The sequence below is a fragment of the Mesorhizobium sp. HAY1-8B genome (assembly GCF_056868045.1).
In genome coordinates this window covers 5861753-5886461 of record NZ_CP200321.1, presented here as the reverse complement: position 1 = coordinate 5886461, position 24709 = coordinate 5861753, and the positions used below count along the sequence as shown (strand labels likewise).

At 66.6% G+C, this 24709-nt stretch carries 19 protein-coding genes; 5 read left to right on the top strand and 14 right to left on the bottom strand.

Features of this window, described 5'->3' with window-relative positions; all coding sequences use genetic code 11:
* Nucleotides 1–76: 76 nt before the first annotated feature.
* Nucleotides 77–769: a DUF2270 domain-containing protein gene (locus AC1VON_RS28320; RefSeq protein ID WP_483125632.1), complete on the bottom strand. Its 693-nt coding sequence runs from the start codon at nucleotides 767–769 to the stop codon at nucleotides 77–79.
* Nucleotides 770–1084: 315 nt separating this feature from the next.
* On the opposite strand from AC1VON_RS28320, the gene AC1VON_RS28315 reads away from it, so the two are divergent.
* A complete protein-coding gene (locus AC1VON_RS28315; RefSeq protein ID WP_483125631.1) occupies nucleotides 1085–6493 on the top strand; it encodes an autotransporter domain-containing protein in 5409 nt (1802 codons plus the stop codon).
* Nucleotides 6494–6928: 435 nt separating this feature from the next.
* Nucleotides 6929–9553 carry a DUF2235 domain-containing protein gene (locus AC1VON_RS28310; RefSeq protein ID WP_483125630.1) on the top strand — a complete coding sequence of 875 codons (2625 nt, stop codon included), beginning with the start codon at nucleotides 6929–6931 and terminating at the stop codon, nucleotides 9551–9553.
* A gap of 12 nt (nucleotides 9554–9565) precedes the next feature.
* On the opposite strand, the gene AC1VON_RS28305 is transcribed toward AC1VON_RS28310, so the two are convergent.
* Nucleotides 9566–10789 carry an MFS transporter gene (locus AC1VON_RS28305; protein WP_483125629.1) on the bottom strand — a complete coding sequence of 408 codons (1224 nt, stop codon included), beginning with the start codon at nucleotides 10787–10789 and terminating at the stop codon, nucleotides 9566–9568.
* A 98-nt stretch (nucleotides 10790–10887) separates the two neighbouring features.
* On the opposite strand from AC1VON_RS28305, the gene AC1VON_RS28300 reads away from it, so the two are divergent.
* The gene (locus tag AC1VON_RS28300; protein ID WP_483125628.1) at nucleotides 10888–11796 is read left to right on the top strand and encodes a LysR family transcriptional regulator; all 909 of its coding nucleotides are present in this window, start codon (nucleotides 10888–10890) and stop codon (nucleotides 11794–11796) included.
* A gap of 208 nt (nucleotides 11797–12004) precedes the next feature.
* Here the strand turns inward: AC1VON_RS28300 and AC1VON_RS28295 are convergent, their stop codons facing one another.
* The 6 genes from AC1VON_RS28295 to AC1VON_RS28270 form a co-directional block, all read right to left on the bottom strand.
* Nucleotides 12005–12949, bottom strand: coding sequence for a threonine ammonia-lyase (locus tag AC1VON_RS28295; RefSeq protein ID WP_483125627.1), 945 nt, complete (start codon nucleotides 12947–12949; stop codon nucleotides 12005–12007).
* Nucleotides 12946–13962, bottom strand: coding sequence for a succinylglutamate desuccinylase/aspartoacylase family protein (locus AC1VON_RS28290; RefSeq protein ID WP_483125626.1), 1017 nt, complete (start codon nucleotides 13960–13962; stop codon nucleotides 12946–12948). Before AC1VON_RS28290 ends, AC1VON_RS28295 begins: the two co-directional genes overlap by 4 nt.
* Nucleotides 13963–14043: 81 nt before the next feature.
* Nucleotides 14044–14832: a transporter substrate-binding domain-containing protein gene (locus AC1VON_RS28285; RefSeq protein ID WP_483125625.1), complete on the bottom strand. Its 789-nt coding sequence runs from the start codon at nucleotides 14830–14832 to the stop codon at nucleotides 14044–14046.
* Nucleotides 14833–14867: 35 nt separating this feature from the next.
* On the bottom strand, nucleotides 14868–15599 hold the full coding sequence (locus AC1VON_RS28280; RefSeq protein ID WP_172349321.1) for an amino acid ABC transporter ATP-binding protein: 732 nt from the start codon (nucleotides 15597–15599) through the stop codon (nucleotides 14868–14870).
* A complete protein-coding gene (locus AC1VON_RS28275) occupies nucleotides 15586–16236 on the bottom strand; it encodes an amino acid ABC transporter permease (protein WP_483125624.1) in 651 nt (216 codons plus the stop codon). The genes AC1VON_RS28280 and AC1VON_RS28275 overlap by 14 nt, the downstream gene beginning before the upstream one ends.
* Entirely contained in the window at nucleotides 16233–16904 is a 672-nt protein-coding gene (locus tag AC1VON_RS28270; RefSeq protein ID WP_483125623.1) for an amino acid ABC transporter permease, read from the bottom strand. Before AC1VON_RS28270 ends, AC1VON_RS28275 begins: the two co-directional genes overlap by 4 nt.
* A gap of 122 nt (nucleotides 16905–17026) precedes the next feature.
* On the opposite strand from AC1VON_RS28270, the gene AC1VON_RS28265 reads away from it, so the two are divergent.
* Nucleotides 17027–17788 (top strand): IclR family transcriptional regulator, encoded by a 762-nt coding sequence (locus AC1VON_RS28265; RefSeq protein WP_483125622.1) that lies wholly within the window; start codon nucleotides 17027–17029, stop codon nucleotides 17786–17788.
* Between the two features lie 6 nt (nucleotides 17789–17794).
* On the opposite strand, the gene AC1VON_RS28260 is transcribed toward AC1VON_RS28265, so the two are convergent.
* Nucleotides 17795–18952 carry a M24 family metallopeptidase gene (locus AC1VON_RS28260; protein ID WP_483125621.1) on the bottom strand — a complete coding sequence of 386 codons (1158 nt, stop codon included), beginning with the start codon at nucleotides 18950–18952 and terminating at the stop codon, nucleotides 17795–17797.
* Complete coding sequence (locus tag AC1VON_RS28255) at nucleotides 18952–20151, bottom strand: RidA family protein (RefSeq protein ID WP_483125620.1); 1200 nt, start codon at nucleotides 20149–20151, stop codon at nucleotides 18952–18954. The genes AC1VON_RS28260 and AC1VON_RS28255 overlap by 1 nt, the downstream gene beginning before the upstream one ends.
* Nucleotides 20152–20275: 124 nt before the next feature.
* Between AC1VON_RS28255 and AC1VON_RS28250 the strand changes: the two genes are divergently transcribed.
* Nucleotides 20276–20878, top strand: a complete 603-nt coding sequence (locus AC1VON_RS28250; RefSeq protein ID WP_483125619.1) for a TetR/AcrR family transcriptional regulator — start codon at nucleotides 20276–20278, stop codon at nucleotides 20876–20878.
* Nucleotides 20879–20908: 30 nt separating this feature from the next.
* Here the strand turns inward: AC1VON_RS28250 and AC1VON_RS28245 are convergent, their stop codons facing one another.
* Genes AC1VON_RS28245 through AC1VON_RS28230 form a run of 4 tightly spaced genes read right to left on the bottom strand, consistent with a single transcriptional unit; the run spans nucleotide 20909 to nucleotide 24700 of the window.
* Nucleotides 20909–21748 carry a 3-methyl-2-oxobutanoate hydroxymethyltransferase gene (locus tag AC1VON_RS28245; protein ID WP_483125618.1) on the bottom strand — a complete coding sequence of 280 codons (840 nt, stop codon included), beginning with the start codon at nucleotides 21746–21748 and terminating at the stop codon, nucleotides 20909–20911.
* 1 nt (nucleotide 21749) lies between these two features.
* Complete coding sequence (gene rbsD / locus AC1VON_RS28240) at nucleotides 21750–22211, bottom strand: D-ribose pyranase (RefSeq protein WP_483125617.1); 462 nt, start codon at nucleotides 22209–22211, stop codon at nucleotides 21750–21752.
* Nucleotides 22208–23170 carry a ribokinase gene (locus tag AC1VON_RS28235; RefSeq protein ID WP_483125616.1) on the bottom strand — a complete coding sequence of 321 codons (963 nt, stop codon included), beginning with the start codon at nucleotides 23168–23170 and terminating at the stop codon, nucleotides 22208–22210. The genes rbsD and AC1VON_RS28235 overlap by 4 nt, the downstream gene beginning before the upstream one ends.
* 12 nt (nucleotides 23171–23182) lie before the next feature.
* Complete coding sequence (locus tag AC1VON_RS28230; RefSeq protein WP_483125615.1) at nucleotides 23183–24700, bottom strand: sugar ABC transporter ATP-binding protein; 1518 nt, start codon at nucleotides 24698–24700, stop codon at nucleotides 23183–23185.
* Nucleotides 24701–24709: the final 9 nt, after the last annotated feature.

The following is a 24709-nucleotide window of genomic DNA, read 5'->3' as shown; positions in this document are numbered from 1 at the left end:
ATGCGCTGCGTCGGGCTGACCATCACAACGCGCGACCGGTGTTTGCGTTGCAGCCGCGTGGCCTCAGCCATCGAACTCAGACATGGACATCGCCGAAGGAGAGTTCGCCATCGTCGCCCGCCGCGAAAAAGACGATGGCGAGCAATCCCACATAGAACGCGGCCACGATCGCGACGATGGCGACGCCTGGAATGGCACCAAGGGCGGCGTTGTCGACCGTCTCGCGCAGCGAGCCGACAAAGCCGGTCCTGACGCCGACGGTTTGAAGGCTGGGTGTCGATATTTTCAGCACCCAGGCCAGCAGCAGGATGAGGAACAGGTAGATGTAATTCCGTCGCAGGCGGCGCGCCAAGGCGGCACGCTGCGACAGCAGGAACTTCGGCGCACGCAGGCCTTCACCGACAATGAGCAGCCAATCCGATGCGAAGTCGGGCTGCGGAGAGAATATCTGCGCGAAATAGTGGCGTTCGAACTGGCGCACGCGTGCCCGGTAGAAGTCGAAGAACCGGTAACGGCGCGCCTCGATCCACAACAGCAGCAGGATCAGGAGCATGGCAAACAACAGCACGCCATGATGGGCGCTGGCCGTCGACAGCGACACCGACAGCATGGCCGCCACGACGGTGATCGCCCAGTTCGTCGTCCTGTCCAGACGATCGCGCCATCCGGCCATGCGCGCGATCTCGGCACGGTGGAAATGCGACAGCGTGTTCACGCGCTCCGTCGATGAAAGGGCGGGGCCAGCAGGCTTTGCCGACGCGTCGTTCATGGCATCCTCCGGCAAGGACTAGAACAGTTTGCCGGCAATATCGTTCCCGGTTTCCGCAGGCAGCGCGCCGATCGCCAATCGGCGCGACAAGGAAGCGACTCGGTCCCGGCGACAGCGCCCTGGCGGTAATCGCGAGCCGGCGGACGCCCCCCGATGTCCTGAATTGCCCGCATCTGTCCCTAACTGCCGGTATCGACGATCGGCGCATGCCTCTAGCGTTTTGGAGGGCCACCGGCCGGTGTGCCCGAGGGGATGTGCGCGGGCCGGAGGCCGGTCCGCAGGCGATGGGGCAGGGGCGGAATGGACAATCAACTGATGGCAGGCCGGCGACCGATGGCAGGCCGGCGTGCCTCGCTTGCGCTGGGGCTGGCGGCGCTCCTGCTGTCCAGTTCGTCCCTGGCGCTGGGGGCGTCGCTGACCTGGAACGGATCAAGCTCGGGCAACTGGTTCACATCAGGCAACTGGACGCCGTCTTCGCTGCCGATCGCCAGCGACCAGCTCACCATCAACAGTGCCGGCGTCAACACGGCAACCATCAGCTCTGCCGGGGCGGCGGCGCAGACAATCAATATCGGCAGCTCGGCCGGTTCGAACGGCGCGCTTGTCGTCACCGGCGCCGGCACGCTGTCGGTGGCGAGCAACTATCTCATCGTCGGCGATTTCGGCGCCGGTACGCTAACCGTTTCGGCCGGCGGCAAGATCACCAGCGCGGGCGGTGTCGTCGCCAACAATCCGTCATCTTCCGGCACGGCCACCATCACCGGTACCGGATCGCAGTGGACGAACAGTTTCCTGTCGATCTCGGCCGACGCCGGCGCGGTGGGGCGCATGAGGGTCGAGGCCGGGGGCAAGCTGTCGTCCAGCGGCAATGTCATGGTCGGCGAAAGTTCCACGCTTGCCGATGGCCAGCTGATCGTCACCGGCAGCGGCTCCGATTTCACAATGACCGGATCGATAGCCGCCCAGTTCGTCATCGGCGCGACCGGCAAGGGCGATTTCCAATTGCTCGACAATGCCACGGCGACGACCATCCGCACCTATGTCGGCGGCAATGTCGGCACCAGCGGGGTCGGCACCGCCACGGTCTCGGGCGGCGCATCATGGTCGACCGGCAATCTGTTTGTCGGATTCCAGGGCAAGGGCGACCTGACCGTCTCGGGCGGCGGCAAGCTCACAACCACCTACACGGTCGGGGCCAGCACGGCGGCCAACATCGTCAACGGCAAGGTGACGGTGACCGGCGCCGGATCACAATGGAAGATCACGGGCGCCTACAGCAATGTGCCGCTGGCGATGGGCTCCATCAGCCAGACATCGGAACTCAATGTGCTGGCCGGCGGCACGGTGCTGATCGATTCCACCGCCAGTGGCTTCCTCAACGGCGACGCCAGGATCGCCAACACCATCAACTCCAAGGCGGCGATCACCGTCGACGGCGGGGGCTCGAGCTTCACCACGCCCTACCGCCTCTATCTCGGCAACGCCACCAACTCGACCGCTAGCGTGGCCGTTTCGGGCGGCGGCAAGCTCAACACCGGCTACACCAGCATCGCCAGTGCCAGCGACGCCACGGCAACAACGTCGGACATGGTGACGGTGACCGGCGCGGGGTCGCTGTGGACAATCAATGACACGCTTGGCTCAGGTCCCAGCGATCTGCAGGGACTTACCATCGGGGGCGCCGGCAAGGGCGTGCTGACCATCGCCGACGGCGGTGTCGTCAGGGTCAATGGCGGCACCGGTACGGTCGGCATCGGCGCCCTGGCTGGCTCCTCGGGCACGCTCAACATCGGCGCCGCCGCCGGCAGCCCGGCGGCAGCGCCCGGCACGCTCGAAGCGGCGCAGGTGATGTTCTCGGGCTCCGCCACCGGATCGATGGCGATCAATTTCAACCACACCTCCAGCAACTATGTCTTCGCGCCGAACATTGCCGGCTTCGGTCCGTTGGCCGGCCCCGCCGCCGTCAACATCCTTGCCGGAACCACTATCTTCACCAGCGAGAACGCTTATTCAGCGGTCACCAACATCAGCCCTGGCGCTGTCCTGCAGCTCGGCAATGGCGGCACGACCGGCAGCATCCGCGATGGTGTCGTCAACAATGACGGCACGCTGATCATCGACCGTTCGGCCGATATCTTCCCCCGCTATGCCGGCGTCATCTCCGGCTCGGGTTCGCTGATCAAGAACGGCACGGGGCTGATCACGCTGATAGGCGCCAACAGCTATAGCGGCGGCACCATCATCAATTCAGGCGAGCTGCGTATCGGCAACTTCGACAACGACGGCGCGCTCACCGGCGACTATGTCAACCATGCCAAGCTGTCGGTGTTCTTCAACGGCACGCCGTCCTATTCCGGCGTGATCTCGGGCGAGGGCAGTTTCGAGAAAACCGGCAACGGCACGCTGACTTTGAACGGCGCGCACACCTATACCGGCGGCACGCTGGTGTCGTTCGGCAGCCTGATCCTTGGCGGCGACAACCGGCTGGCATCAGCCGGCGCGCTTACCGTCAATGGCGGCATCTTCGACCTCAGCAATTTCAGCCAGACGGTTGGCGACCTTTCCGGCTATGGGCGGATTTTCGTTGGTGCCGGCAGCCTGACCGCCGGCGGCGCGGCCGACACCTCCTTCATCGGCCTCATCACCGGCAGCGGTACCTTCACGAAGGAAGGCACCGGCACGTTGACGATGGTCCCCAACACCACCTTTTCCGGCACATTCACGGGCACGACCAACGTCAATGCGGGAACGCTCAAGGTCAACGGCTCGATGGCGTCGAGCACTTTTCAGGTCAATTCCGGCGGCCGGCTCGGCGGTACCGGATCGCTGGGCGCCACGACGGTCGCCAATGGCGGCACGCTGCTGGGCGTTGCCGGCCAGACGCTCACCATGGCCTCGCTGACGCTGAACGACACCTCCAGCCTCAGCGTCTCGCTGGGGGCGGCGAACTCCATGCCCCTGTTCGACGTCACCGGCGCGCTGACGCTGGATGGCAAGCTGTCGGTGAGCGACGCCGGCGGCTTCGGCAACGGCACCTACCGCATCGCCAATTATGGCGGCACCTTCACCAACAATGGCCTGGTGATCGGCAGCGTGCCGCCGGGCTTCAACCCCGGCGACTGGTCGATCCAGAGCGGCGGCGGCGCGGTCAACCTTCTGGTGGCGAGCGGCGCCGGCGAACAATATTGGGACGGCGCCAACATGACGCCCGGCGTTGTCGCCAACGGGCGTGGCGGCAACGGCGTCTGGGATTCCTCCAGCACCAACTGGACGAATGCGGCCGGCGACATCAACGCCGCCTGGGCAAGCCAGAAGGCGGTGTTCGCCGGGACGCCGGGCACGGTGACGGTGGTCGGTGCGCAGACCTTCACCGGCCTGCGCTTCGTCTCGCATCCGACAGACTGGACCTACACGCTTGCAGCCGGTGCGGGCGGCTCGCTGGTCACCAATTCGGCGGCCACCGAAATCATCGTCGCCGCCGATCCGGGGGCCAGCGTCAACAACGCCATCGTCAATGTCGGCATCTCCGGCACGGGCAGCATCGTCAAGCTCGGCGACGGCTCACTCACGCTGGGCGTGGCCAATGCCTATCAGGGTGGCTCGACCATCAAGGAGGGCGAACTCATTGCGGCGGCCAATGGCGCGCTCGGCACCGGCGGGGTTTCGGTGACCGGCGCGCCGGCGGCAACATTGAAGCCTGTTCTGCGCTTTGCCGGCCCGGTCAGCGCCGGCGGCCTGTCGATCTCGACGCAGAACGGTTCCGTCGTGTTCGACAACCAGTCGAGCGCCGGCACGTCCACGCTCACCAACCAGGGTGACGGCAAGACGGTGTTCCTGGCCGGCAGCAGCGGCGGTTCGGCCGTCATCGCCAACCAGGGCGGCGGCACCACGGCGTTCCGCGGCGACAATGCGTCCAATGCGGCCAGGATCGTCAACCAGGCCGGCGGCAAGGTCGATCTCTCGACCTTCGACGCGGCGGGCCTGTGCAACTGCGTTTCGCTGGGTTCGGTGTCCGGTGACGGCGACATCCTGCTCGGTGCGCATACGCTTAGAGTTGGCGCGCTCAATCTCGACGAGATGATTTCGGGGGTGATTTCCGATGGCGGCGCCCTGGCCAAGGGCAGCTTCACCAAGGACGGCACCGGCAAGCTCATCCTGTCCGGCGCCAATACCTATCTCGGCACGACGACGGTCAATGCCGGCATTCTGCAGGTCGACGGCTCGCTGGGCTCGGCCGATCTTGTGGTGGCGAGCGGAGCCACGCTTGGCGGCAATGGTTCGATCGGAGGAGTGGCCGGCGGCACGGTGACCATCCAGGCCGGCGGCCATCATGCGCCCGGCGCCTCGATCGGCACGCAGACCATCAACGGAAATTACAGGCTCGCCGGCACGCTCGACATCGAGGTCGACACGGCCAGTGCCGACAAGGTCGTGGTGACGGGCACTGTCGACCTGACCGGCGGCACGCTTGCGTTGCATGAGCTGACCGGCACCGGCTGGCAGCCGAGCCAGACCTACACCATCATCGACAACCGGGGCGCCGGCGCGGTGACCGGACAGTTCGCCGCGATCAGCCATGTCTACGCCTTCCTGACGCCCGACGTGATCTACACCGGCGGCGACGGCAACAATGTCCTGCTGACGCTGACCCGCAACGCGGTCGACTTTTCGTCCGTGGCCGAAACGCCGAACCAGAGCGCGGCGGCCGGCGGCATCGAGGCGCTCGGCGCCGGCAATCCAGTCTACAATGCTGTCGCCCCGCTTTCGGCCGACGGCGCGCGCTTTGCCTTCGACCAGCTGTCGGGCGAGGTGCATGCGGCGGTGTCCGGCGTGCTGCTCGACGAGAGCCGGCTGCTGCGCGACGCAGCCCTTGCGCGGACGGGGGCTGCAATCGCCAATCCCGGCGTGCGGGGTTTCTGGATGCAGGGCGCCGGCCTCGCGCGCTCGCTCGACAGCGACGGCAATGCCGCCGATGTCGACGCCAGCACCGGTGCCTTCTTTGCCGGTGTCGATGCGACGGTGGCCGACGGCTGGACGCTCGGCTTCCTCGGCGGCATCAGCGTCACCTCGCTCGACGTCGGCGACCGCGCCTCCTCGTCCGGAATCACCAGCGTGCATCTGGCCGCCTATGGCGGCGGCATGGTCGACAGCGTGCAGTTGAAGTTCGGCGCCGGCTACAGCCATCACGACATCGACACCACGCGCGATCCGGCCTTCTCCGGCTTCAGCGACCAGCTGAAGGCCAGCTACGGCGCCAGCACCGTGCAGGTGTTCGGCGAGGCATCGCGCGCCTTCGATGTCGGCGCGATGAAGGTCGAGCCTTTCGCGGGCCTGGCCTATGTCCATTTGTCGACCAACGGCTTTGGCGAAGAGGGCGGCGCGGCGGCCCTAGCCTCCGAGGGCATCGCCAACGACGCCACCTTCACCACGCTTGGCGCGCGCCTGTCGCGGACGTTCACGGTCGACGGCTCGGCGCTCGAAGCGCGTGCCTCGCTCGGCTGGCGGCATGCTTTCGCTGACCTGCCGGCGGCGCGGTTGTCCTTCGCCGGCGGGGACGCCTTCACGGTGACCGGGGTGCCGATCGCGAGGGACGCGCTGGCGCTGCAGGCCGGCATCGACGTCGCCATCGGCCAAGCGAGCCGGCTCGGCTTCACCTATGACGGCCAGTTCGCCTCCGGGGCCATGGAGAACGCCTTCAAGGCAAGCTTCTCGACGCGGTTCTGAAGACGGAAAGATATTCGCCTGCGGTGGCGAGGGGCGCCGTTTGCTTGGGGGAAACCCTGCAATTCGTGCCGAAAGGCCGCCCGGAAAGATTCCATCAGGTTCTATTCCAGTCGATTTTCCGCTCAAGGAAGTCAAAGCGGCGATTTTACTGCCCAACTTGCACGCCGGCCCTGGTTGTTGGATAGTGACGCCAACGAACTGGGGGTTCGGGTGAAAACCAGGCGGATCGCCAGGGCTTCTGGCCCTGGCTGTCTCATTCCCAGATCCGGCGCTCAGGCGCAGGATGTCCATTGCCCTTCGCAGGACAGGATAAAGGGCGAGCTGTTTGCATCCGTATTGCGCCGGCTGGGTACCGGCGGATTGACAGCCTGATGCCGGCAGCGCCGGCAATCGAACAGGAGTGGCAAAGCAGTGTAGGTCTTGGAGGGGCAGGAGATGGGCAGGAACATCGTCGTCTTCGCCGACGGCACCGGCAACAGCGCCGCCAAGGCGTTCAAGACCAATGTCTGGCGCCTCTACCAGGCGCTGGACCTCACCGGGGGCGACCAGATCGCCGTGTTCAGCGACGGCGTTGGTACCTCGCAGTTCAAGCCGTTCGAGATCATCGGCCTGGCGCTTGGCTTCGGTGTCAAGCGCCGCGTGCTGGCGCTCTACAAGTTCCTCTGTCTCAACTATGAGCCGGGCGACAGGATCTTCGCCTTCGGCTTCAGCCGCGGCGCCTTCACCATTCGCGTGCTGGTCGGGATGATTGCCCGCGAAGGGCTGGTCAACTTCAAGTCGGAAGAGGAACTCGACCGCAACGCGCTCGCCGCCTATCGGGCATACCGCCCCCAGGCCTTCGGTTCCTCGCTGCCCTGGGTCGTGTTCGCCCGCTTCGTGCGCGACAGGGCGGTCGACCTTTGGAATGAGATCACGGGGAGCCGCCCCTACAGCGCGGTCAAACCCGGGGATGACGATGACCGTTCCGCCGCCAGGATCCGCGTCGCCTTCATTGGTGTGTGGGACACCGTCTCCGCCTATGGCCTGCCGGTCGACGAGCTGACCAAGGCGGTGGACAAATGGGTCTGGCCAATGACATTCGCCAACAGGGACCTTCTCGGTGCCGTCGATTGTGCCCGGCAGGCCTTCAGCATCGACGACGAACGGCGCACATTCTTTCCGATTCCCTGGAATGAACGCGCCGCGGCAATGGCCGATCCACGCCTGCTGCAGGTCTGGTTCGCCGGCTGCCATGCCAATGTCGGCGGCGGCTACCCGGACGACAGGCTTGCCCACATCCCCCTGTGCTGGATGATCGGCGAAGCCGCGGAGCAGGGCCTGCAATTCAAGAAGGATCTGGTCGCCGACTATTGGGACTACGCGTCCGAGGCCGGGCGCATCTACGATTCGCGATCCGGCATCAGCGTCTTTTACCGCTACCATCCGCGCGACGCCCAGGATCTGATGGAGCGTGACGGCCGGCGCATCAATCATGGCGTAAAGCCGCTGGTCGATGCGAGCGTCATAATCCGAATGGCCAAGGGATGCGACGACTACGCGCCGATCGCGCTGCCCGAACATATCGACGTGCTGTCGCCGCTCGGCGCACGGATACCTTTCACCGGCCTGCCGGACAATCGCCTGGCGCCGATGAGCGAGGCCGCCCTGATCGACAAATTGCCGCTCCCGGCCGGACGCAAGCGCGATCTGGCCGACATGGAAAACAACTTCCGCGAAGCGCTGGGCAAGCTCCAGGAGAACGACACCGGTGAGGCGCCGGCGTCTGGCGAAAAGGCCGCCGGCCGCGGTTATTCGCAGGGCCGCCTGGAACGCGCGCAGCTGATGCGCGACACCGTGTGGTGGCGCCGTGGGCTGTACTATGCGCTGCTGTCGATCGGGGTCCTGTTCCTGGCGTTTCCGCTGTTTGCCGGCTATGTCACGCTCGATGTCGGCGGTGAGCTCGGAAAGTCCGCCTCCGGCCTCATCGGGCCGATCTTTGGTCTGGTCAGCGGCTTGCTGCCTGGTTTTGCCGCGCCATGGATCGATGCGGTGGTCAATCATCCGCCGGCGGCCGCGATCCTGGCCGCGCTGCTTGGCATTCTCCTGTGGGTCAACGGCGTGTTGCGCACGCGCATCAACGACCGTGCGCGGGCCGCCTGGAATGTCAATGCCGGGCGCAGCGCGACAATGCTGCAATCAAGCAGGAATGACGCGCATCGCCGCACGTCGCTGTTGGGAGCGGTCAGCTTCGGCATCGGTGCCTTGGCCGTGTGGCTTGGCGGAAATTACTACACCGGCTGGGTCTTCGCCGCAGGGGCGCTCGGCTCGTTCGCAGCCTATCTCCTGCTGACCCGCAGGGGGCCGCGCCGCGGGGTCGCGCCGACCCCTGTCTCGCTCCGCTTCGCCCGCGCCGTGCGGACGAACCCGCTCGCCCAATGGGTCTACGACAAGCTGAGGGAACTTGTGCTGCCGGCGGTATTTCTTATCCTGTCGATCGGCCTCATCCTGTTTGCCGTCAACAAGGCCACATTCGAGGTCGCCGATTCGATGGGCGCGTTCTGCGCCAAACCCGGGCTTGGCGACCCGCCGGAAGGCGAAAGGCTGACGGGAACACCCTATCTCCTCCACACCGCCGACATGTGCGGCGACACCGGCAACTGGCTACAGGAAGGGGTTCGCTACGAGGTGGAGATTTCCATCATTACCGGGGACCCATGGATCGACGGAGACGGGGACAAGGACAAGGCGTGTGCCGATACACGTGGCCTCGCCAGCGGCAGCGTCGCGCATTATCTGGGAACACTGATGAAACGCTGGTGGGCGGAGCCTTATTTCAAGCCCATCGCCCGCGTTAGCCGCTTCGGCAACGACGAGTATGTCCTCAATGCCGTCGAGCCGGTGATCCCCGGCCAATGCGCGAACATGAAGCTGACCGCCGAGATCAAGCCCAAGGCATCGGGTGAGCTCTATGTCCATGTCAACGATGCGGTGTTCGGCCTGCCCGGCGTCTACGACTTCTTCTACCGTCACAACCATGGATCGGCCGAGGTGAAGGTCAGCAAGGTGAACGTGTTTCCCTGAGCCGGCTGGCCGTCACTCCGGCCCGCCGATCCAGTCGACCAGCAGGGCGGCAAGGCCGAAGATCGCGCCGATGGCACAGACACAGGGCCATCCGCCCCAGCTCCAGCCTATGCCGGCCAGCAAGGACCCGACGGCGCCGCCAAGGAAGAAGATGCCGACGAACAGGCCGTTGAGGCGGCTGCGCGCCTTGGGCTGCAACAGGTTGATGGCGCGGCGGCCGAGCGTCTGGTCGCCGGTGACGCCAATATCGAGCAGTACGGCGCTGGCGCCAAGCAACGCCAACGGTTGCCATGCGGCTCCGGACTGGGAGGAGCCGGCCCAGGCGGCGAGCGCCATCGCGCCGATCAGCACGAGATGGCAGACGATGGTGGCGGATCGCGTCCAGCCATGGTCGCCGGCGCGGCCGAACAGCGGCGTGACCACGGCGCCTCCGGCGCCGACCAGTGCGAAGAGCGCAATGCCGCGCTGGCCAAGGGCGAAAGGCGGCTCTGCCAGGCGCAAGGCCACCGCCGTCCAGAACAGGCTGAACGCCGCCATCACCAGGGCCGCCGTCAGTGCGCGGCGCCGCAGCATCGGTTCGTCGCGCAGCAGGTCGAACAGTGAGGCGATCAGCGCGCCGTAGGAGGACTTCACCTGAGGGCGCCGGCGCGGCAAGGTGAAGGCGAGTACGCAGGCGAGCAGGACCAGTGCGGTGGCGCTGAGGCCGTAGAAGGCCCGCCAGCCCCAGGCGCCGGCGACAAGGCTGGCCAGCGGCCGCGCCAAGAGGATGCCGATCATCAACCCGCTCATCACGTCGCCGATGACGCGGCCGGCCGCGCCGGGCGGCGCCATCGAGGCGGCGATCGGCACCAGGATCTGGATCGCCGAGCAGGCGGCGCCGAGGACGAACAGGACGATCAGCAGCGAGGCGATGGTGGGCGCGAAGGCGGCGACGCCAGCCGCCAGGGCGGCCGCCAGGAGCATGCGCAGGATCAGGGCGCGGTTCTCGGCGAGATCGGCCAGCGGCACCAGGAAGAACAGGCCGGCGGCATAGCCGAGCAGGGTGGCCATGGCGACGAGACCGACGCTCGCGGCACCGGCGCCGAGCGACGGGCCGATCAGCCCGACCAGCGTCTGCGGCGCGAACAAATTGGTGACGATGATGCCGGTAGAGGCGGCAAAAAGCAGCGTCTGCGGACCGGTGATGGTGCCGGCGGGCAGCCGCTCGCACACTTGGCCGTCATTGGTGTCGAGCATAAGGTCCTCAATAAGGTTGCATACTGGGTGAGGACTTTATGCCGAAGGATTATCATGCTACAATTCAATCAATTCGATAATGATTATGCGAGATACGCATGAATATCCATGATCTCGAAGCCTTCATCGCGGTGGTGGAAACCGGCTCGATCGTCGGCGCCTCGGCCAGGCTCAACCTCACCCAGCCGGGTGTCACGCGCCGCATCCAGAACCTCGAGGATGGGCTGGCGACGGCACTGCTCGACCGCCAGTCAAAGCCGCTGAAGCCGACCGCCTCTGGGCGCCAGGCCTATGAGCATGGAAGGCGCGTGCTGCGTTCGCTGGAAGATCTCAAGGCCGGCGTGTCGCCGCAGGGCGAATTGAACGGCGAGTTCCGGCTGGGGATCATGCCCTACCTGTCGGATGCGGCCCTCGCGCTGCCGCTCGACCGGCTGCGCGCGGCGTTTCCGAACCTCACCTTGCGCATCAAGTCCGGCTGGTCGCCACGGCTGGTGGAGCAGGCGGTGCGCAGCGAACTCGACGCGGTCGCGGTCTGTCTTCCCGACGGCGTCAAGCCGCCGGACGATCTGGCCTGCGACGATCTCGGCCTGCAGTCGGTGCTGCTGGTCGCGGCACCTGGTCTCGGCGTGCCGAAGCCCGTTGATCTCGCCACGCTTTCACGCTTTCCCTGGGTGATGAACGAGAATGGCTGCGGCTTCCGCGCCTTTATCCGCCACACGCTGGAGGCGGCACGTCTGCCTTTCCAGGTCGGGGTCGAGGCGATGAGCGCGGATCTGCGCATGTCGCTGGTCGCGCGCGGCCACGGCATCGGCCTCGTCACGCCGGCGGCCTTCGCCGAAAGCCCGTGGCGCGACAAGGTCGAGATCATCGACTGCACGGATTTCAAACCGCGGGTGCGGGCGTGGATGCTGCATCGCCCACCGGCCGGACGCCTCGGCCGGCCGATCACGCTGTTTCGCGACGCATTGCTGGAGGGGCTGGAGGCGCCGCTGCCGCTGTCGTCGTAGTGGTTGGCGAAACTGGCAGTTGTAGTGGTGCTCGCCATGGCTAGGATTGCCACATGAGGTACAATTTGCTGAACTTCGCCTTATCGCCAGCGCAAAAGGCTGCAGCGTAAGACGGCTGTGATTGAGTTGCGGAACTCTTTCAGGCGTTGGCGGGACAGAGGGGGCGCGAAGGAACGAGGCGTGTCCATTCTCGCATCGCCACCCGCGATCATCCCAAAATAGCATCCGGGCCGGCGCCGCAGACGATGGCGCAGACGCCCTCGCCCTGCTTCAACCGCGCTCGGCCCTCGGCCAGTGCCGCGATGGCGGCGGCGCCGCTGAGGTCGGCGGCGAGGCCCATCTCGAACCACAGGCTTTTGGCGGCGCGCAGCATCTCGTCGTCGTCGACCAGCACGATCTCGTCGACCTTGTCACGGACAATGTCGAAGATGCGGTCGTCGGTCTTGGCGCAGGCCATGGTCGCCACCGAGGTCGTCACCTTGTCCAGCGCGACATTGCGCCCGGCTTCGAGTGCGCGCAGCAGCACCGGCGAGCCTGTCGCCTCGATGCCGACAATGCGCACATGCGGCGCCAACGCCTTGATCGCGGTCGCGACGCCGCTGACAAGGCCGCCGCCGCCCATGGCGACAAGCACCGTGGTGACATCCGGCATCTGGTCGAGGATTTCTAGGCCGACCGTGCCTTGCCCGGCGACCACCGCCGGGTCGGCGAAGGGGTGGAAATAGACGGCGCCGGTTTCGCGGACGAAGGCCTGCGCCGCCTCGTTGGATTCGTGCCAGGCCGAGCCGACGATGTGGGTGGCCGCGCCCCAGGCGCGCAGCTTCTCGATCTTGGCCGGCGAGGCGTTGGTCGGCAGGAAGATGGTTGCCGGCACACCGGCCATGAAGCCCGCGCGGGCGGTAGCTATGCCATGGTTGCCACCCGAGGCGGTGACGATGCCATGCTTCAGCACGGCGGGGTCGAGCGAGAGCAGCCTGTTGGTGGCGCCGCGCGCCTTGAACGATCCGGTGACCTGCAGCAGTTCCAGCTTCAGCATCAGGTCGACGCCGCCGGCCAGCGGCGTCTTGAGGTTGCCGGCGGCGATCATCGGCGTGCGCCTGACATTGCCTTCGATGCGCGCGGCGGCAGTGCGGATGTCTTCCAGCGCGATCACGCCAGCTCTCCGTCATAGCGCGTGGCGACGGTGACGCAGCAATTGCCGACAACGACACGGCCGGGCTGGCGGCGGCCATAGACGATGCCGTCCGAGAGGTAGCGCACGGTCTCGGGCGCGCGGCCGGGATCGGCCAGATTGTGGATGCGGCCGGCGTCCTCGCCGGCATGCACCTCGGCGCCCAGCGCGTGGAACGGTTCGAACACGCCATTGGTGGTGGCCAGCACATAGCCGTCATGGCCGGGGATGCGCAGGATGTTTTCGGGCCTCGCGGCGGGCGGCCCGCCTGTCGGCGGCAGCACGCCGAGGTGGCTCAGCACATTGCGCACGCCCTTGCGGCAGATGCCGAGCGCGTCGAGCGAGACCGTACCGGCGCCGGCCATCTCGGTGCCGACGGTGGTCAGCCCGGCCCGCACCGATGTGGCCGTGGAGGTGCGCGGCTCGCCGAGATTGTCGATGACGACGGTGAGCGGAGCGTCGAAGGCGAGCGCCGCCTCCATGTTGCGCCTGCGGTGAGCGGCGTCGGGCGCCGGCTCGATGATGGCGCTGGGCAGGATGTTGAGCGAGGAACCGCCGGAGTGGAGATCGACATAGGCATGCCCAAGCGGCATGACGACGTCGCTGACATAGGCCGAGATCTGCTGGGTGATGGTGCCGGTTGGATCGCCGGGGAACGTGCGGTTGAGGTTCAGCCCGTCGACAGGCGAGGTGCGGCGGCCGGCCAGCACGGCCGGCAGGTTGATCGCCGGCAGGAAGATGATGCGGCCGCTGACCATGCCCGGGTCGAGATCGCGGATGAGTTCGCCGAGCGTGATCGGCCCCTCATACTCGTCGCCATGGTTGCCGGCCTGCAGGATGACGGTCGGCCCGTTGCCGTTCTGGATCACCGCGAGCGGAATGCGGGTCGCGCCCCAGGCGTCGTCATGCGGCGAATGCGGAATGTCGACGAAGCCGATCTGCTTGCCGGAACGGTCGAAATCGATGGTGGTGCGGGCGGTGGACATGCGGGCCATGTTTCTCTTTGAAACTCTGCGGGACTGGAGATGGCGAGGGAGGGGCGGCGAGGGCGGAAAGGCCTCCGCCGCCGAAAAAGGTCAGATCGGCGGCAGGGTCGGCAGCGTGGTGCCGATCCACTTCTGCGACAGCGCCGAGAGCGAGCCGTCGAGCATGCCGAGATGGATGTAGGTGTCGAGCCAGCGCAGCAGCTCCGGGCTGCCCTGCTGGATGCCGATGTAGCAGGGCGAGAATTGCAGGATGAATTTGGGCTTCAGCTGCACCTTGGCGTCCTTGTCCATCAAATCCTTGGCCACGACATCGGCGGTGGCCAGCAGTTGCGCCTGGCCGGAGGTGAAAGCGGCCGCGGCGGTGGCGTCGTCGTCGAAGCGCACGATCTTGGCGTTGGGCGCGGCCTTGGTCAGTTCGAGATCCTGCGTCGTGCCGCGCGCCACGGCGATGGTCTCGTCCTTGAGTTCGGCCGGGCTCTTCACCGTGATGCTGTCGGGGCCGAAGACGCCGATCGAAAGCGCCGCATAGGGCGAGGTGAAGGCGATCTGCAGCGCGCGCTCCGGCGTCGCGCCCATGGCGGCGATGACGATGTCGAGGCGGTCGGTGACCAGATAGGGCACGCGGTTGGCGCCGGTGATCTGCTGCAGTTCGAGCTTGACGCCCAGCGCCTCGGCGATCTTCTTGGCCATGTCGACATCGAGGCCGACCGGCTCGTTCTTGGCGTCGACCGAACCGAAGGGCGGCACGTCGATCGGCACGCCGATGCGTACCGTGCCGGCGGACAGGATTTTCTGCAGGTCGGCCGCTCGCGCCGGTATTGCCGAGACGGCGCCGGCCAGGAGCACGGCTGTGACGATCCTGGTGAGATGCTTGAACATGGAACTTCCCCTTTTTCTGGTTGGACTTTCTTTTCTTAGTGAAGGACGGCGCTCAGGAAGCTCCTGAGTTCGGCCGTACGAGGCTCGAGCAAGGTCTCACGCGCTGGTCCATCCTCGTGGATGCGGCCCTCGTGCATGAAGATCACGCGGTCGGCGACGTTCTTGGCAAAGTTCATCTCATGGGTGACGAGCATCATGGTCATGCCTTCGCTGGCGACGCTTTCGAGCACGCGCAGCACTTCGCCGACCAGTTCGGGGTCGAGCGCGGAGGTGATCTCGTCGAACAGCATCAGGGTCGGCTGCATGGCCAGCGAGCGCGCGATGGCGACGCGCTGCTGCTGGCCGCCGGACAACTCGTCGGGATAGGCAAGCAGCTTGTCGGCGAGGCCGACCTTGGCGACCACGGCGCGGGCGACTTCGCGGGCGGCCGGCGTGTCCAGCTTGCGCACCAGCTTCAGCGCCAGCGTGACATTGCGCTCGACATTGAGATGCGGGAACAGATTGTAGCTCTGGAACACCATGCCGGCGCGCTGGCGCAGGAGGTTGAGGTCGGCCCCGGGCGCGGTGACGTCGATGCCGTCGACGACGATGCGGCCGGCCTGCACCTTCTCCAACCCGTTGATGCAGCGAAGCATGGTCGACTTGCCCGAGCCCGAGCGGCCGATGACGGCGACGATCTCGCCTTTTTCCACGTTGAGCGAGATGCCCTTCAGCACCTCGACGGCGCCGAAGCGCTTGCGGATATCGGCGATTTCAACGAGCGACATGAAGTCTCCTTTCCAGCATGCGGGCGAGCTGGGAGAGGGAAAAGCAGATGACGAAATAGATGACGGCGGCGGTGAGGTAGACCGGCAGCGGGGCGAAGGTCGCGCCGCTGATGATCTGGCTGGCCCGGGTCAGTTCGACGAAGCCGATCAGCGCGGTGAGCGAGGTGTTCTTCACCAGCTGGACGAGGAAGCCGACGGTCGGCGCGACGGAGATGCGGATCGCCTGCGGCAGCACGACATGGCCGAGGCGCTGCGCATAGGTGAGGCCGAGCGCGGCGCCTGCCTCCCATTGCCGCTGCGACACCGATTGCAGGCTGCCGCGCCAGATCTCGCCGAAGAAGGCCGAAGCGTAGATCGACAGGGAAAGTGCCGCCGCCGTCCAGGCGTCGACCGAGAGGCCGATCAGCGGCAGGCCGAAGAAGAAGACGAAGAGCTGGCCGAGCAGCGGCGTGCCCTGGATCAGGTTGATCCAGGCGATCGCCAGCCAGTTGAGCGGCCTGAACGGGATGACGCGCAGGACGGCGACGACGATGCCGAGCAGGCCGCCGCCCACGGTGGCGGTGAGCGCCAGCAGCAGCGTCCAGCGTGCGGCCTCGATCAGGTAGACGATATCGGTGCCGCCAAATTCGCGGATCATCGGCGCGGCCTCCTGACGAAGACCATCCAGTAGACGCCGGCGAAGAAGGCCCGGAATCCCAGCGTCAGCACGAGATAGGAAACGGTGATCAGCGTGTAGGTCTCGAAGGAGCGGTAGGTGCGCGAGTTGATGAAGGCGGCCTGGTGGAACAGCTCGGTGGCGCCGATGGAGGAGACGACGCTGGTGGTCAGCATGATCAGCACGAACTGGCTGGCCAGCGCCGGGTAGATCGTCTTGACCGCCTGGAACAGCACGACATGGCGGAAGGTCTGGCCGGCGGTGAGGCCGAGCGAGCGGCCGGCCTCGACCTGGCTCTGGCGCACCGACTGGAAGCCGGCGCGCAGGATTTCCGCGCCATAGGCGCCCATGTTGATCGACAGCGCGATCAGCGCGGCGGTGTTGGCGCCGAGCTTGATGCCGATCGAAGGCAGGCCGAAGAAGACGATGAACAGCTGCACCAGCAGCGGCGTGTTGCGCAGCGCCTCGACATAGACGCGGGCGCAGGCGCGCAGCGGCATAAGCGGGCTGATCGAGGCCATGGCGACGATCAAGCCGATGGCAAGGCCGCAGAGCATGGTGACGACCGAGAACTGCAAGGTCAGCAGCACGCCTTGCGCGATCTCGGGGATATAGCGCAGCAGGACATCAAATTTGAAATTATAGCTCATGGATGCAGAGCGTCCCCCTATGCAACTCCAGGCAGATCGCTATTTTCCGCTCGGATTTGCTGGACACCACGCTATCGTCGCTTCATATGTGACGTCAAGCGTCATCTATGAAGCGGATGCAAATGACGGACGACAAGCTCAATTACAGCGCGCCGGCCCTCGAAAAGGGGCTGGATATCCTCGAATTGCTGGCCAATGCCGGCCAGCCCATGGGCACGCGCCAGATCGCGGACGAACTGGGGCGATCGAAGAACGAGATCTTCCGCATGGTCCATGTGCTGCTTGCGCGCGGCTATATCCAGCGCGATGAGGGCGGCGAGGGGCTGATGCTGTCAAACAAGCTGTTCGGGCTCGGCATGCAGACGGCGCGCGCCCGCGACCTGGTCAGCACGGCGGCCCCCATCGTCGAGCGCTTCGCCGAGGAGGTGCATCAGGCGGCGCATCTGGTCGTCGCGCATCGCGGCGAAACCGTCATCATCGCGGCCGCGTCGGGCGGGGCGGACATGAACTTCTCGCTCAAGCTCGGCTATCGCCGGCCGCTGGCGGATGCCCATTCCGGGCTGGTGCTGATGGCGTTCCAGCCGAAGCCCGTGCGTGACCGGATGATCGCCGAATGCCTGATGCTGATGCGCGAGCCGCCGGATCCGACGACGCTCGCCGCCGAACTCGACGCGGTGCGCGAGCGCGGCGCCATCATCCACGAGAGCCGCGACATCATCGGCGTGACAGACGTCGTCTGTCCGATCATCGCCGGCGATGGGCGCGCCGTGGCCTGCGTGACGGTGGCGGCGGTCAGCCGACGCAGTGCCGCGCCCAATTTCGAGGCCATGCTGGCGCGGCTGAAGCTCGCCTGCGCCGAGATCGCGCATGAGCTTGGAGGGTAGCGGGGCTCAGCCCGCGACGATGATGTCGCGCGGCGTGCGGGACAGCACCTGCGCACCGGTCGTGGTGACAAGCACATTGTCGATGATGCGGGCGCCAAGGCCTTCGGCGCCGATATAGACCGGCGGCTCGATGGTGACCACCATGCCGGCCTTCAGCATGTGCGGGCTGTCGCCGATCATGTGCAGCGGCTCGGCCCAGCTCGGCGGAAAGCCTGGCCCCAGCGCATAGCCGGATGTGTGGACACGGCAGGCTTCGAGCCCGGCCTCGCCGATGACGGCGCGGGCCGCGTGGTGCGGCACGGTTGCCGGCACGCCGTCGCGGATCGCCGCTATCATGGCGTCGCTGGCGCGCAGCACGATGTCGTGCAGTTCGGCCATGCGCGGCGTCGGCGTGCCCAGCGCGAAATTGCGGCCGATGGTGGCGGTGTAGCGGTTGAAGGTAGCGCCGAATTCGATGTTGCCGAAATCGCCATGTTCAAGCCGGCGTGCGGTCGGCGCGCCGTGGCTGTAGGCGGAGCGCGGGCCGGAGACGAGGTTGATCGGGCTGGCGGCGATGCCGCTGCCGTTGCGCAGCAAGCTCTCGTGGATGCCGCCGGCCAGCGCCAGTTCCGACAGGCCCGCCGCGAGCTCGCCGGCAAAACGCTCCATGCCAAGGTCGGCAAGGGCCGCCGCGCGCCTGATATAGCCGATCTCGGCCGGCGACTTCACCAGCTTCAGGCCGGCGATCAACTCGGTCGCCTCGGTGACCATGGCATCGCCGATGACGGCGCGAAGGCCGAGATAGTGATGCGGGTGGAGGTAGTAGGCCGGCACTTCGAGGCCGACGCGCCTGCCGAGCACGCCGTGGCGCCGCGCCACGCCGGCGAAGGCCGCGACCGGATCCTCGTTCTCGCCGCCGCCATAGCCCTGCACCTCGCCGGCAAGGGCGTCCGTCTCGAATTCATGCACCTCGCCCTGGCGTGTCAGCACGACCAGCGGCTCGTTGCGCGCGCCGACCAGCAGGCATTGGAATTCCTGGTAGCTCTTGGCGTCGCTGCCGGTCAGCCAATGGATGGAGGCGGGGTGAACGGCAACCAGCCAGTCGAGGTCGTGTGCGGCCATGGCGGCGCGGACACGCGCCAGCCGATCGGCGAACTCGGCGACGGTGAAATCGTGTTTCGACATCAGTCTCGCGTCACCGCCATTGCCTCGATCTCGATCAGCAGGTTCTCGAAGGCAAAGCCGGCAACGCGGATCGCGGTCACCGCCGGACCGGGCTCGGGGTAGAATTCGCGCTGCACGCGGGCAATCACCGCGCGCGTGGCCTCGATCCCGGCCCAGCTGCCTTCGGCGTGATAGTAGATATAGAGCTTGGCGACGTCGCTTTCGTCGAGCCCGCCTTCGGCCAGCGTGCGGCGGATGAACTCGAAGACGTTGCGGGTCTGCGTCTCCATGTCGTCGCCGACGGCCTGTGCCTTGTTGTCGGCCGAGATCTGGCCGCCGATGAAGGCGAGCCCGCCGATCTTCCAGCCTTGCGTGAACTGGGTGTTGGGAATGCTCCAGTCCCAATGGTCGGCAGGCTGCAGGCGCTGCTTGTCGTCGCCGAGCATGCCGATGCCCTCCACCTGGATCAGTTCGTCGGCATTGCCCATGCCCTGGATGCGCAGTCCGGCACCGGCCGCCGAAGGCACAGACATGTAGCGGCGGCGCACATTGGTCATCTTCTCCCAGTAGTCGGTTACCTCGCGGCCCTCGCCGAAAAAGCGGAAATAGGTGTTCTGGCGCATCAGGCTGTGGCGGTCGCCGCCGCCCGACCGCAGCATGGTGTCGAGGTTGCGGAAGGCCTCGTCGGTCTGCACCTCGATATCGCCGAGCCCGAGCACATTGCCCTCGGCATCGAGCGAGCGCTGGCCGCCGACAAACAGCATGTCACCAACCTTCCAACCATGGACGAAGGGCAGATCCTTGCGCCAGCGCCAGTGACCCGGCGGGTCGAGCAGCTCGCGCTTGCCGCCGATCACCACCCAGGCGTCGACCATCAACAGCGCGCCCTCGCGGTCGAGGCCGCAGCGGATTTCCGTGGTAGTCGGGCCGGGGGCCGCGAAGCAGCCGGCGCGCACGGCATCGAGTTCGTCGAGGAAGGCGCCGACGGCATCGGCCTCGCAACTGAAATAGATGTTGTGCTTGACCACATCGGCCATCCCGGCGCCGGCCTGGGCGAGAAGGGCCGCCAACCGGTCGAAGATGGCGCGCGCCTGACCGGTTATGCCGGTTGCGACGATATTGCCTCTGGCGTCCGTCGCCATCAGCCCGCCGATGAAGACCAGGTCGCCGGCGCGGACGGCCTGTGGCGTTGATCCTTCGATATCGCTGAATGTCTGCATCCGCACCACGTATCCTCCCCGCTGATTTTATACTTACTTACCTGCAAGTCAGTTTCTCGTCAAATGCTGGGGATGCCGCAAAGCTTCGGCGTCCAAGGCCAACGCATTTGGCTATGATGGAAGCATGGACGAGACCGACACCAGACAGGCGATCAAGGATACGGCGCTGGAGCTTCTGGTGCGTCATGGCTATCGCGGCACCAGCTTCGGCGATATCTCGGCGGCGCTCGGCACGACGCGCGCCAACATCCACTATCATTTCGGCAACAAACAGGCGCTGGTCGACGAGGTGCTTGGCGACTACATGCAGGCGACGCTGAGCGGCTTGCGCGCGGTCTGGTCGGCGGAGGGAGCCAGCCTGTCCGATCAGGTCGAGGCGATGATCGCCTACAGCCGCGCGCGTTTCAGCCATTTCAATCCGAGCGGTACCGAGGGGCACGGCTGGAGCCTGATCTCGCGGCTGCGCCAGGATGCCGATCTCTTGGGCGATCGCGGCCGGCAGATGCTTAGCCATTTCGGCGTCGAGCTCTCGGCTCTGTTTGCGGAGGCGCTGTCGTCGGCGGATCGGCGCGGCGAGCTTGCGCCCAATGTGGTGCCGGCCGACGCCGCGCTGCTGTTCGCGGTGATAGCCGACAATGCCGCGCCGATCACGCTTGCCGAGGGCGGTTTCGAGCGGCTGGAGCGGACCTATCGCAGCCTGCGGCAGATGATCGAGAACCGGCCCTGAACGGATCAAGGGCCGGCTCTATCCGCTTGTTTATCCTTGGCTAATCTCGCCCGCCTTGAGACGGGTGCGAAACTCCTCCAGCTCGGCATCGGCAATGCCGGCGATCTCGGTCTCGGCCGGATAGCCGCCGGCGGCGACCTCCTTGCGAAAGCCTGACAGCGCCTCGACGCGAGCATCGCGGACGGCCTTGTGGAGGGCGGCCAGATTGCCCCAGGCGCGGGCGTGGCGGGGCAGGCGGGCGCTTTCGCCTGATATGTCCGAGGTGAACAGGAACATCACATCGGCTGATGGACCGGAACCCAGCGAGACCGTGACCAGCCCGGTGCGGCGGTTGATCTCGGCCATGACCTCGGCTGGAATGATTTCGCATTCGACGGCGAAAGCGCCGGCATCTTCCAGCCGGCGGAAGCGGTCCCACAATTCGAGCGCCTCGATGGCGGTCTTGCCGACGGCGCGTATGCCGCCGACCCAGGTCGATTTGCGCGGCACGAAGCCGAGATGGCCCATCACGGGGATCTGCTCGTTGGCGAGCATGCGCACGGTCTCGTGGCCGCGTCCGGTGATGACGGCGTCGGCGCCGGCCGTGATCGCGCTGAAGGCGGTGCGCAGGATCTCGTCCGATGTCACCGCGTCGGCGAAGCCGAGGGCGGCGGTGACGAAGACACGGCGCGAGCCTTCGCGCACGCGCGCCACATTGGCGGCGCGGCACACCACCATCTCGATGCCGGCGGCCTCCGCCGCCGCAGCCTCGTCCACCGTCTCGGCCGTCACCTGCGCGACGTGCCGGCCGCTGCCCTTCAGTGCCCGCAGGCTGGCGACGGTTGCGCTGCGCTCGACCTCGCGGCCGCCGAAGTCGAAGATGCGGGGCATGTCAGCCCTTCAGCTTCTTCGCATAGTAGTCGGGCGCGACAACGCCGGGCTTGGAGAACCAGGCCGGCACGTCGACACCGGCATAGAGCAGGATGTTGCCCCAGGGGTCGAAGGCGCCGGTGCGCACGATGACCTTGGCCTTTTTGGCCATCTCGCCGAGGATGGTCTCGTGCGTGGTCGTCTCGAAATCGGCGTCCGGGAACAGGCGCTTGAGCTTCGCCAGCAGCGGCGCGTTGTGCACCGGCAGCGTGTCGGCATAGCCGACGCGCTCGGCGATCAGGTTCGCCGCGATCGGGCCGAGCACCGTTTCCAGGTCCGGCACGTCGGGCGAGATGGCGAGGTCGATGCGCCAGGCGCTCGACGGGATCGGAAAGCCCGCGTCGCAGACGATCATCAGATCGCCGTGGCCCATCGAGGCGATGGCGTGCGACAGTTCGGCGTTGAGCAGGCGGTTCCGGTTCATGTCGTTTCCTTCCAAGTTGTCTTGAGGGCTTGCGCATAAAGCGCGTCGGCCTGACCGCGTTCGGGCAGGCCGGGAATGACGCCGAGCCTTGTGCAGGCTATGCCACCGCAGACGACGCCGAAGCGCACGGCGTCGACAATGTCGCGGCCCTCGGCCAACGCCACGGCAAAGCCTGAGTTAAAGGCGTCGCCGGCGCCGGTGGTGTCGACCACCTCGACCGGCACGGCCGGCACCATGATGTCGAGCTCGTCGGTCAGGATCAGCGCGCCGCTGCGGCCAAGCGTCACCACGACGTTGCGCACGCCACGGCGGCGCAGTTCGCCGGCCAGTTCGCGTGACGAGCGCGGATCGTCGGCGGGCAGGCCAAGCAGGATGCGCAATTCGCTTTCGTTCGGCGTTAGATAGTCGACATTGGCGAAGATCGCGTCGGGAAGCTGGCGCGCGGGGGCTGGATTGAGGATGGTACGGGCGCCGTGCCTGCGGCCAAGCTCCATGGCGCGGGCGGCTGCGGGTATCGGCACTTCGAGCACGGTCATCACCACATCGCTCCGCGCAATGCGCTGTTCCGCGGTATCGACGACTGCCGCGTCCATCAGCTCGTTGGCGCCCATGTCGAGGATGATGAAATTCTCGCCCTTGTCGTTGAGGATGATGAAGCCGACGCCGGTGGCGCGTTCCGTCCGTGTCGTCACAAAGCTCGCATCGACGCCCTCGGCGGCATAGAGGTCGGTGGCGATGCCGGCGAGCTTGTCGGTGCCGATGATGGCGACCAGCGAGGAGGCGGCGCCGAGCCTGGAGGTCGCCACCGCCTGGTTCGAGCCCTTGCCGCCGGCGCCCATGTCGAAATCGGTGCCGAGCATGGTCTCGCCGAAGATCGGCAGTTTCGGCGCCCGCATGGTCAGGCCGACAGCGAAGCTGCCGACGATGGTGATCCTTGGTGCGGTCTGGGGTTTGCTCATCAATCGCCTCGTTCAGGACGCCATGGCGCGCGCCAGGATCGCTTCCTCGTTGATGCCGGCTCCGGTCAGTTCACCCGAAACGCGGCCATTGCGCAGCACCAGAACGCGTTCGGCGTTCATGATCAATTCGGGAATCTCCGACGAGATCATCACCACCGCCACGCCTTCGCCGGCAATGCCGCGCAATATGGCGTAGATTTCGGCCTTGGCGCCGACATCGACGCCGCGCGTCGGCTCGTGCAGCACCAGCACGCGCGGATTGGTGACGAGGCTGCGGCCCAGGATGATCTTCTGCTGGTTGCCGCCGGACAGCGTGGCGAGCTTCTGGCCGAGATGTGAAATGCGCGCATCGAGCCGGGCGACCTGCGCGCGGGCCTCGCGGCGCACGGCACCACGCCGCATGAAGCCGGCCAGCGAAAAGCGCGGCAGCGAGGCCGAGACGACATTGTTGGCGACGCTCATGCTCAGCAGCGCGCCGGCGCCGCGCCGGTCGGCCGGCACCAGCGCCATGCCGTTGCGGATCGAGGCCCGCGGGTCGGCGGCGCGCAATTCCGTGCCGTCGATGGTGACGCGCCCGCGCCGGGCGCAGAGGCCAAACAGGGCTTCGCCGAGCATGTCCTTGCCGGAATCCGGCAGGCCGCCAATGCCGAGAATCTCGCCGGCGCGGGCATGGAAGCTCAGCTCGTCCAGGCTCGGCGCGGTCAGCTTTTCGACGGCGAGCACGATCGGCGCGTCATGCGAGCGCGCCTCGGCCTGCAGCGACCACTGCGCCGCCGTGTCGAGTTCGCGGCCGACCATGGCGCGGATCAGCCGGTCCTCCGACAGGCCGTCATTGTCGATGGTCTCGATGGTGCGGCCGTCGCGCATCACGGTGATGCGGTCGGCAAGGTCGAGCACTTCCTTCAAATGATGCGAGACGTAGATGACGGTGACGCCTTCGCCGCGCAACTGTTTGACGATCTCGAACAGGCGGTCGCTCTCGCGCTTGGAGAGCGCCGAATTGGGTTCGTCCAGCACCAGCACGCGGGCGCGCTGGCGGATGGCGCCAGCGATCTCGACCAGCTGCATCTCGGCCACCGACAGGCGCGAGACCCTGGTGTCGGGATCGAGCGCGCCCATGCCGAGCCGGGTCAGCGCCTCGCGCGCCTCGCGCCGCATCTCGTCGCGCGGCACCAGCGACACGACGGAGCGCGTCGCCATGTCCGACATCATGATGTTCTCGGCGATGGTCAGCGTCGGGCAGAGCGCCAGTTCCTGGTAGACCACCGTGATGCCGGCGGCGCGGCTGGCGAGCGGCGAGGCGATAATTGCCGGCTTGCCGTCGATGCGGATCTCCCCGCCATCGGGCTGCAGATCGCCGGCCAGCATGTTCATCAGCGTCGACTTGCCGGCGCCGTTCTCGCCGATCACGGCATGTACCTCGCCGGCGCGGAAGGCGACGGAAATACGATCAAGCGCCAGCACGCCGGGGAACCGCTTGGTCAGGCCGGAGATTTCGACGATCGGGGCAGGGGTCTGTTGTTCTGTCATCGGCTGGCT

Excerpts from the sequence above, each read along its gene's own strand:
- AC1VON_RS28280 (WP_172349321.1), bottom strand. The coding sequence starts at position 15,599 with ATGTCGCTCGTTGAAATCGCCGATATCCGCAAGCGCTTCGGCGCCGTC.
- AC1VON_RS28315 (WP_483125631.1), top strand. The coding sequence starts at position 1,085 with ATGGCAGGCCGGCGACCGATGGCAGGCCGGCGTGCCTCGCTTGCGCTG.
- AC1VON_RS28230 (WP_483125615.1), bottom strand. The coding sequence starts at position 24,700 with ATGACAGAACAACAGACCCCTGCCCCGATCGTCGAAATCTCCGGCCTG.
- AC1VON_RS28300 (WP_483125628.1), top strand. The coding sequence starts at position 10,888 with ATGAATATCCATGATCTCGAAGCCTTCATCGCGGTGGTGGAAACCGGC.
- AC1VON_RS28270 (WP_483125623.1), bottom strand. The coding sequence starts at position 16,904 with ATGAGCTATAATTTCAAATTTGATGTCCTGCTGCGCTATATCCCCGAG.
- AC1VON_RS28310 (WP_483125630.1), top strand. The coding sequence starts at position 6,929 with ATGGGCAGGAACATCGTCGTCTTCGCCGACGGCACCGGCAACAGCGCC.
- AC1VON_RS28265 (WP_483125622.1), top strand. The coding sequence starts at position 17,027 with ATGACGGACGACAAGCTCAATTACAGCGCGCCGGCCCTCGAAAAGGGG.
- rbsD (WP_483125617.1), bottom strand. The coding sequence starts at position 22,211 with ATGAACCGGAACCGCCTGCTCAACGCCGAACTGTCGCACGCCATCGCC.
- AC1VON_RS28305 (WP_483125629.1), bottom strand. The coding sequence starts at position 10,789 with ATGCTCGACACCAATGACGGCCAAGTGTGCGAGCGGCTGCCCGCCGGC.
- AC1VON_RS28320 (WP_483125632.1), bottom strand. The coding sequence starts at position 769 with ATGAACGACGCGTCGGCAAAGCCTGCTGGCCCCGCCCTTTCATCGACG.
- AC1VON_RS28235 (WP_483125616.1), bottom strand. The coding sequence starts at position 23,170 with ATGAGCAAACCCCAGACCGCACCAAGGATCACCATCGTCGGCAGCTTC.
- AC1VON_RS28260 (WP_483125621.1), bottom strand. The coding sequence starts at position 18,952 with ATGTCGAAACACGATTTCACCGTCGCCGAGTTCGCCGATCGGCTGGCG.
- AC1VON_RS28285 (WP_483125625.1), bottom strand. The coding sequence starts at position 14,832 with ATGTTCAAGCATCTCACCAGGATCGTCACAGCCGTGCTCCTGGCCGGC.
- AC1VON_RS28290 (WP_483125626.1), bottom strand. The coding sequence starts at position 13,962 with ATGGCCCGCATGTCCACCGCCCGCACCACCATCGATTTCGACCGTTCC.
- AC1VON_RS28255 (WP_483125620.1), bottom strand. The coding sequence starts at position 20,151 with ATGCAGACATTCAGCGATATCGAAGGATCAACGCCACAGGCCGTCCGC.
- AC1VON_RS28275 (WP_483125624.1), bottom strand. The coding sequence starts at position 16,236 with ATGATCCGCGAATTTGGCGGCACCGATATCGTCTACCTGATCGAGGCC.
- AC1VON_RS28250 (WP_483125619.1), top strand. The coding sequence starts at position 20,276 with ATGGACGAGACCGACACCAGACAGGCGATCAAGGATACGGCGCTGGAG.
- AC1VON_RS28245 (WP_483125618.1), bottom strand. The coding sequence starts at position 21,748 with ATGCCCCGCATCTTCGACTTCGGCGGCCGCGAGGTCGAGCGCAGCGCA.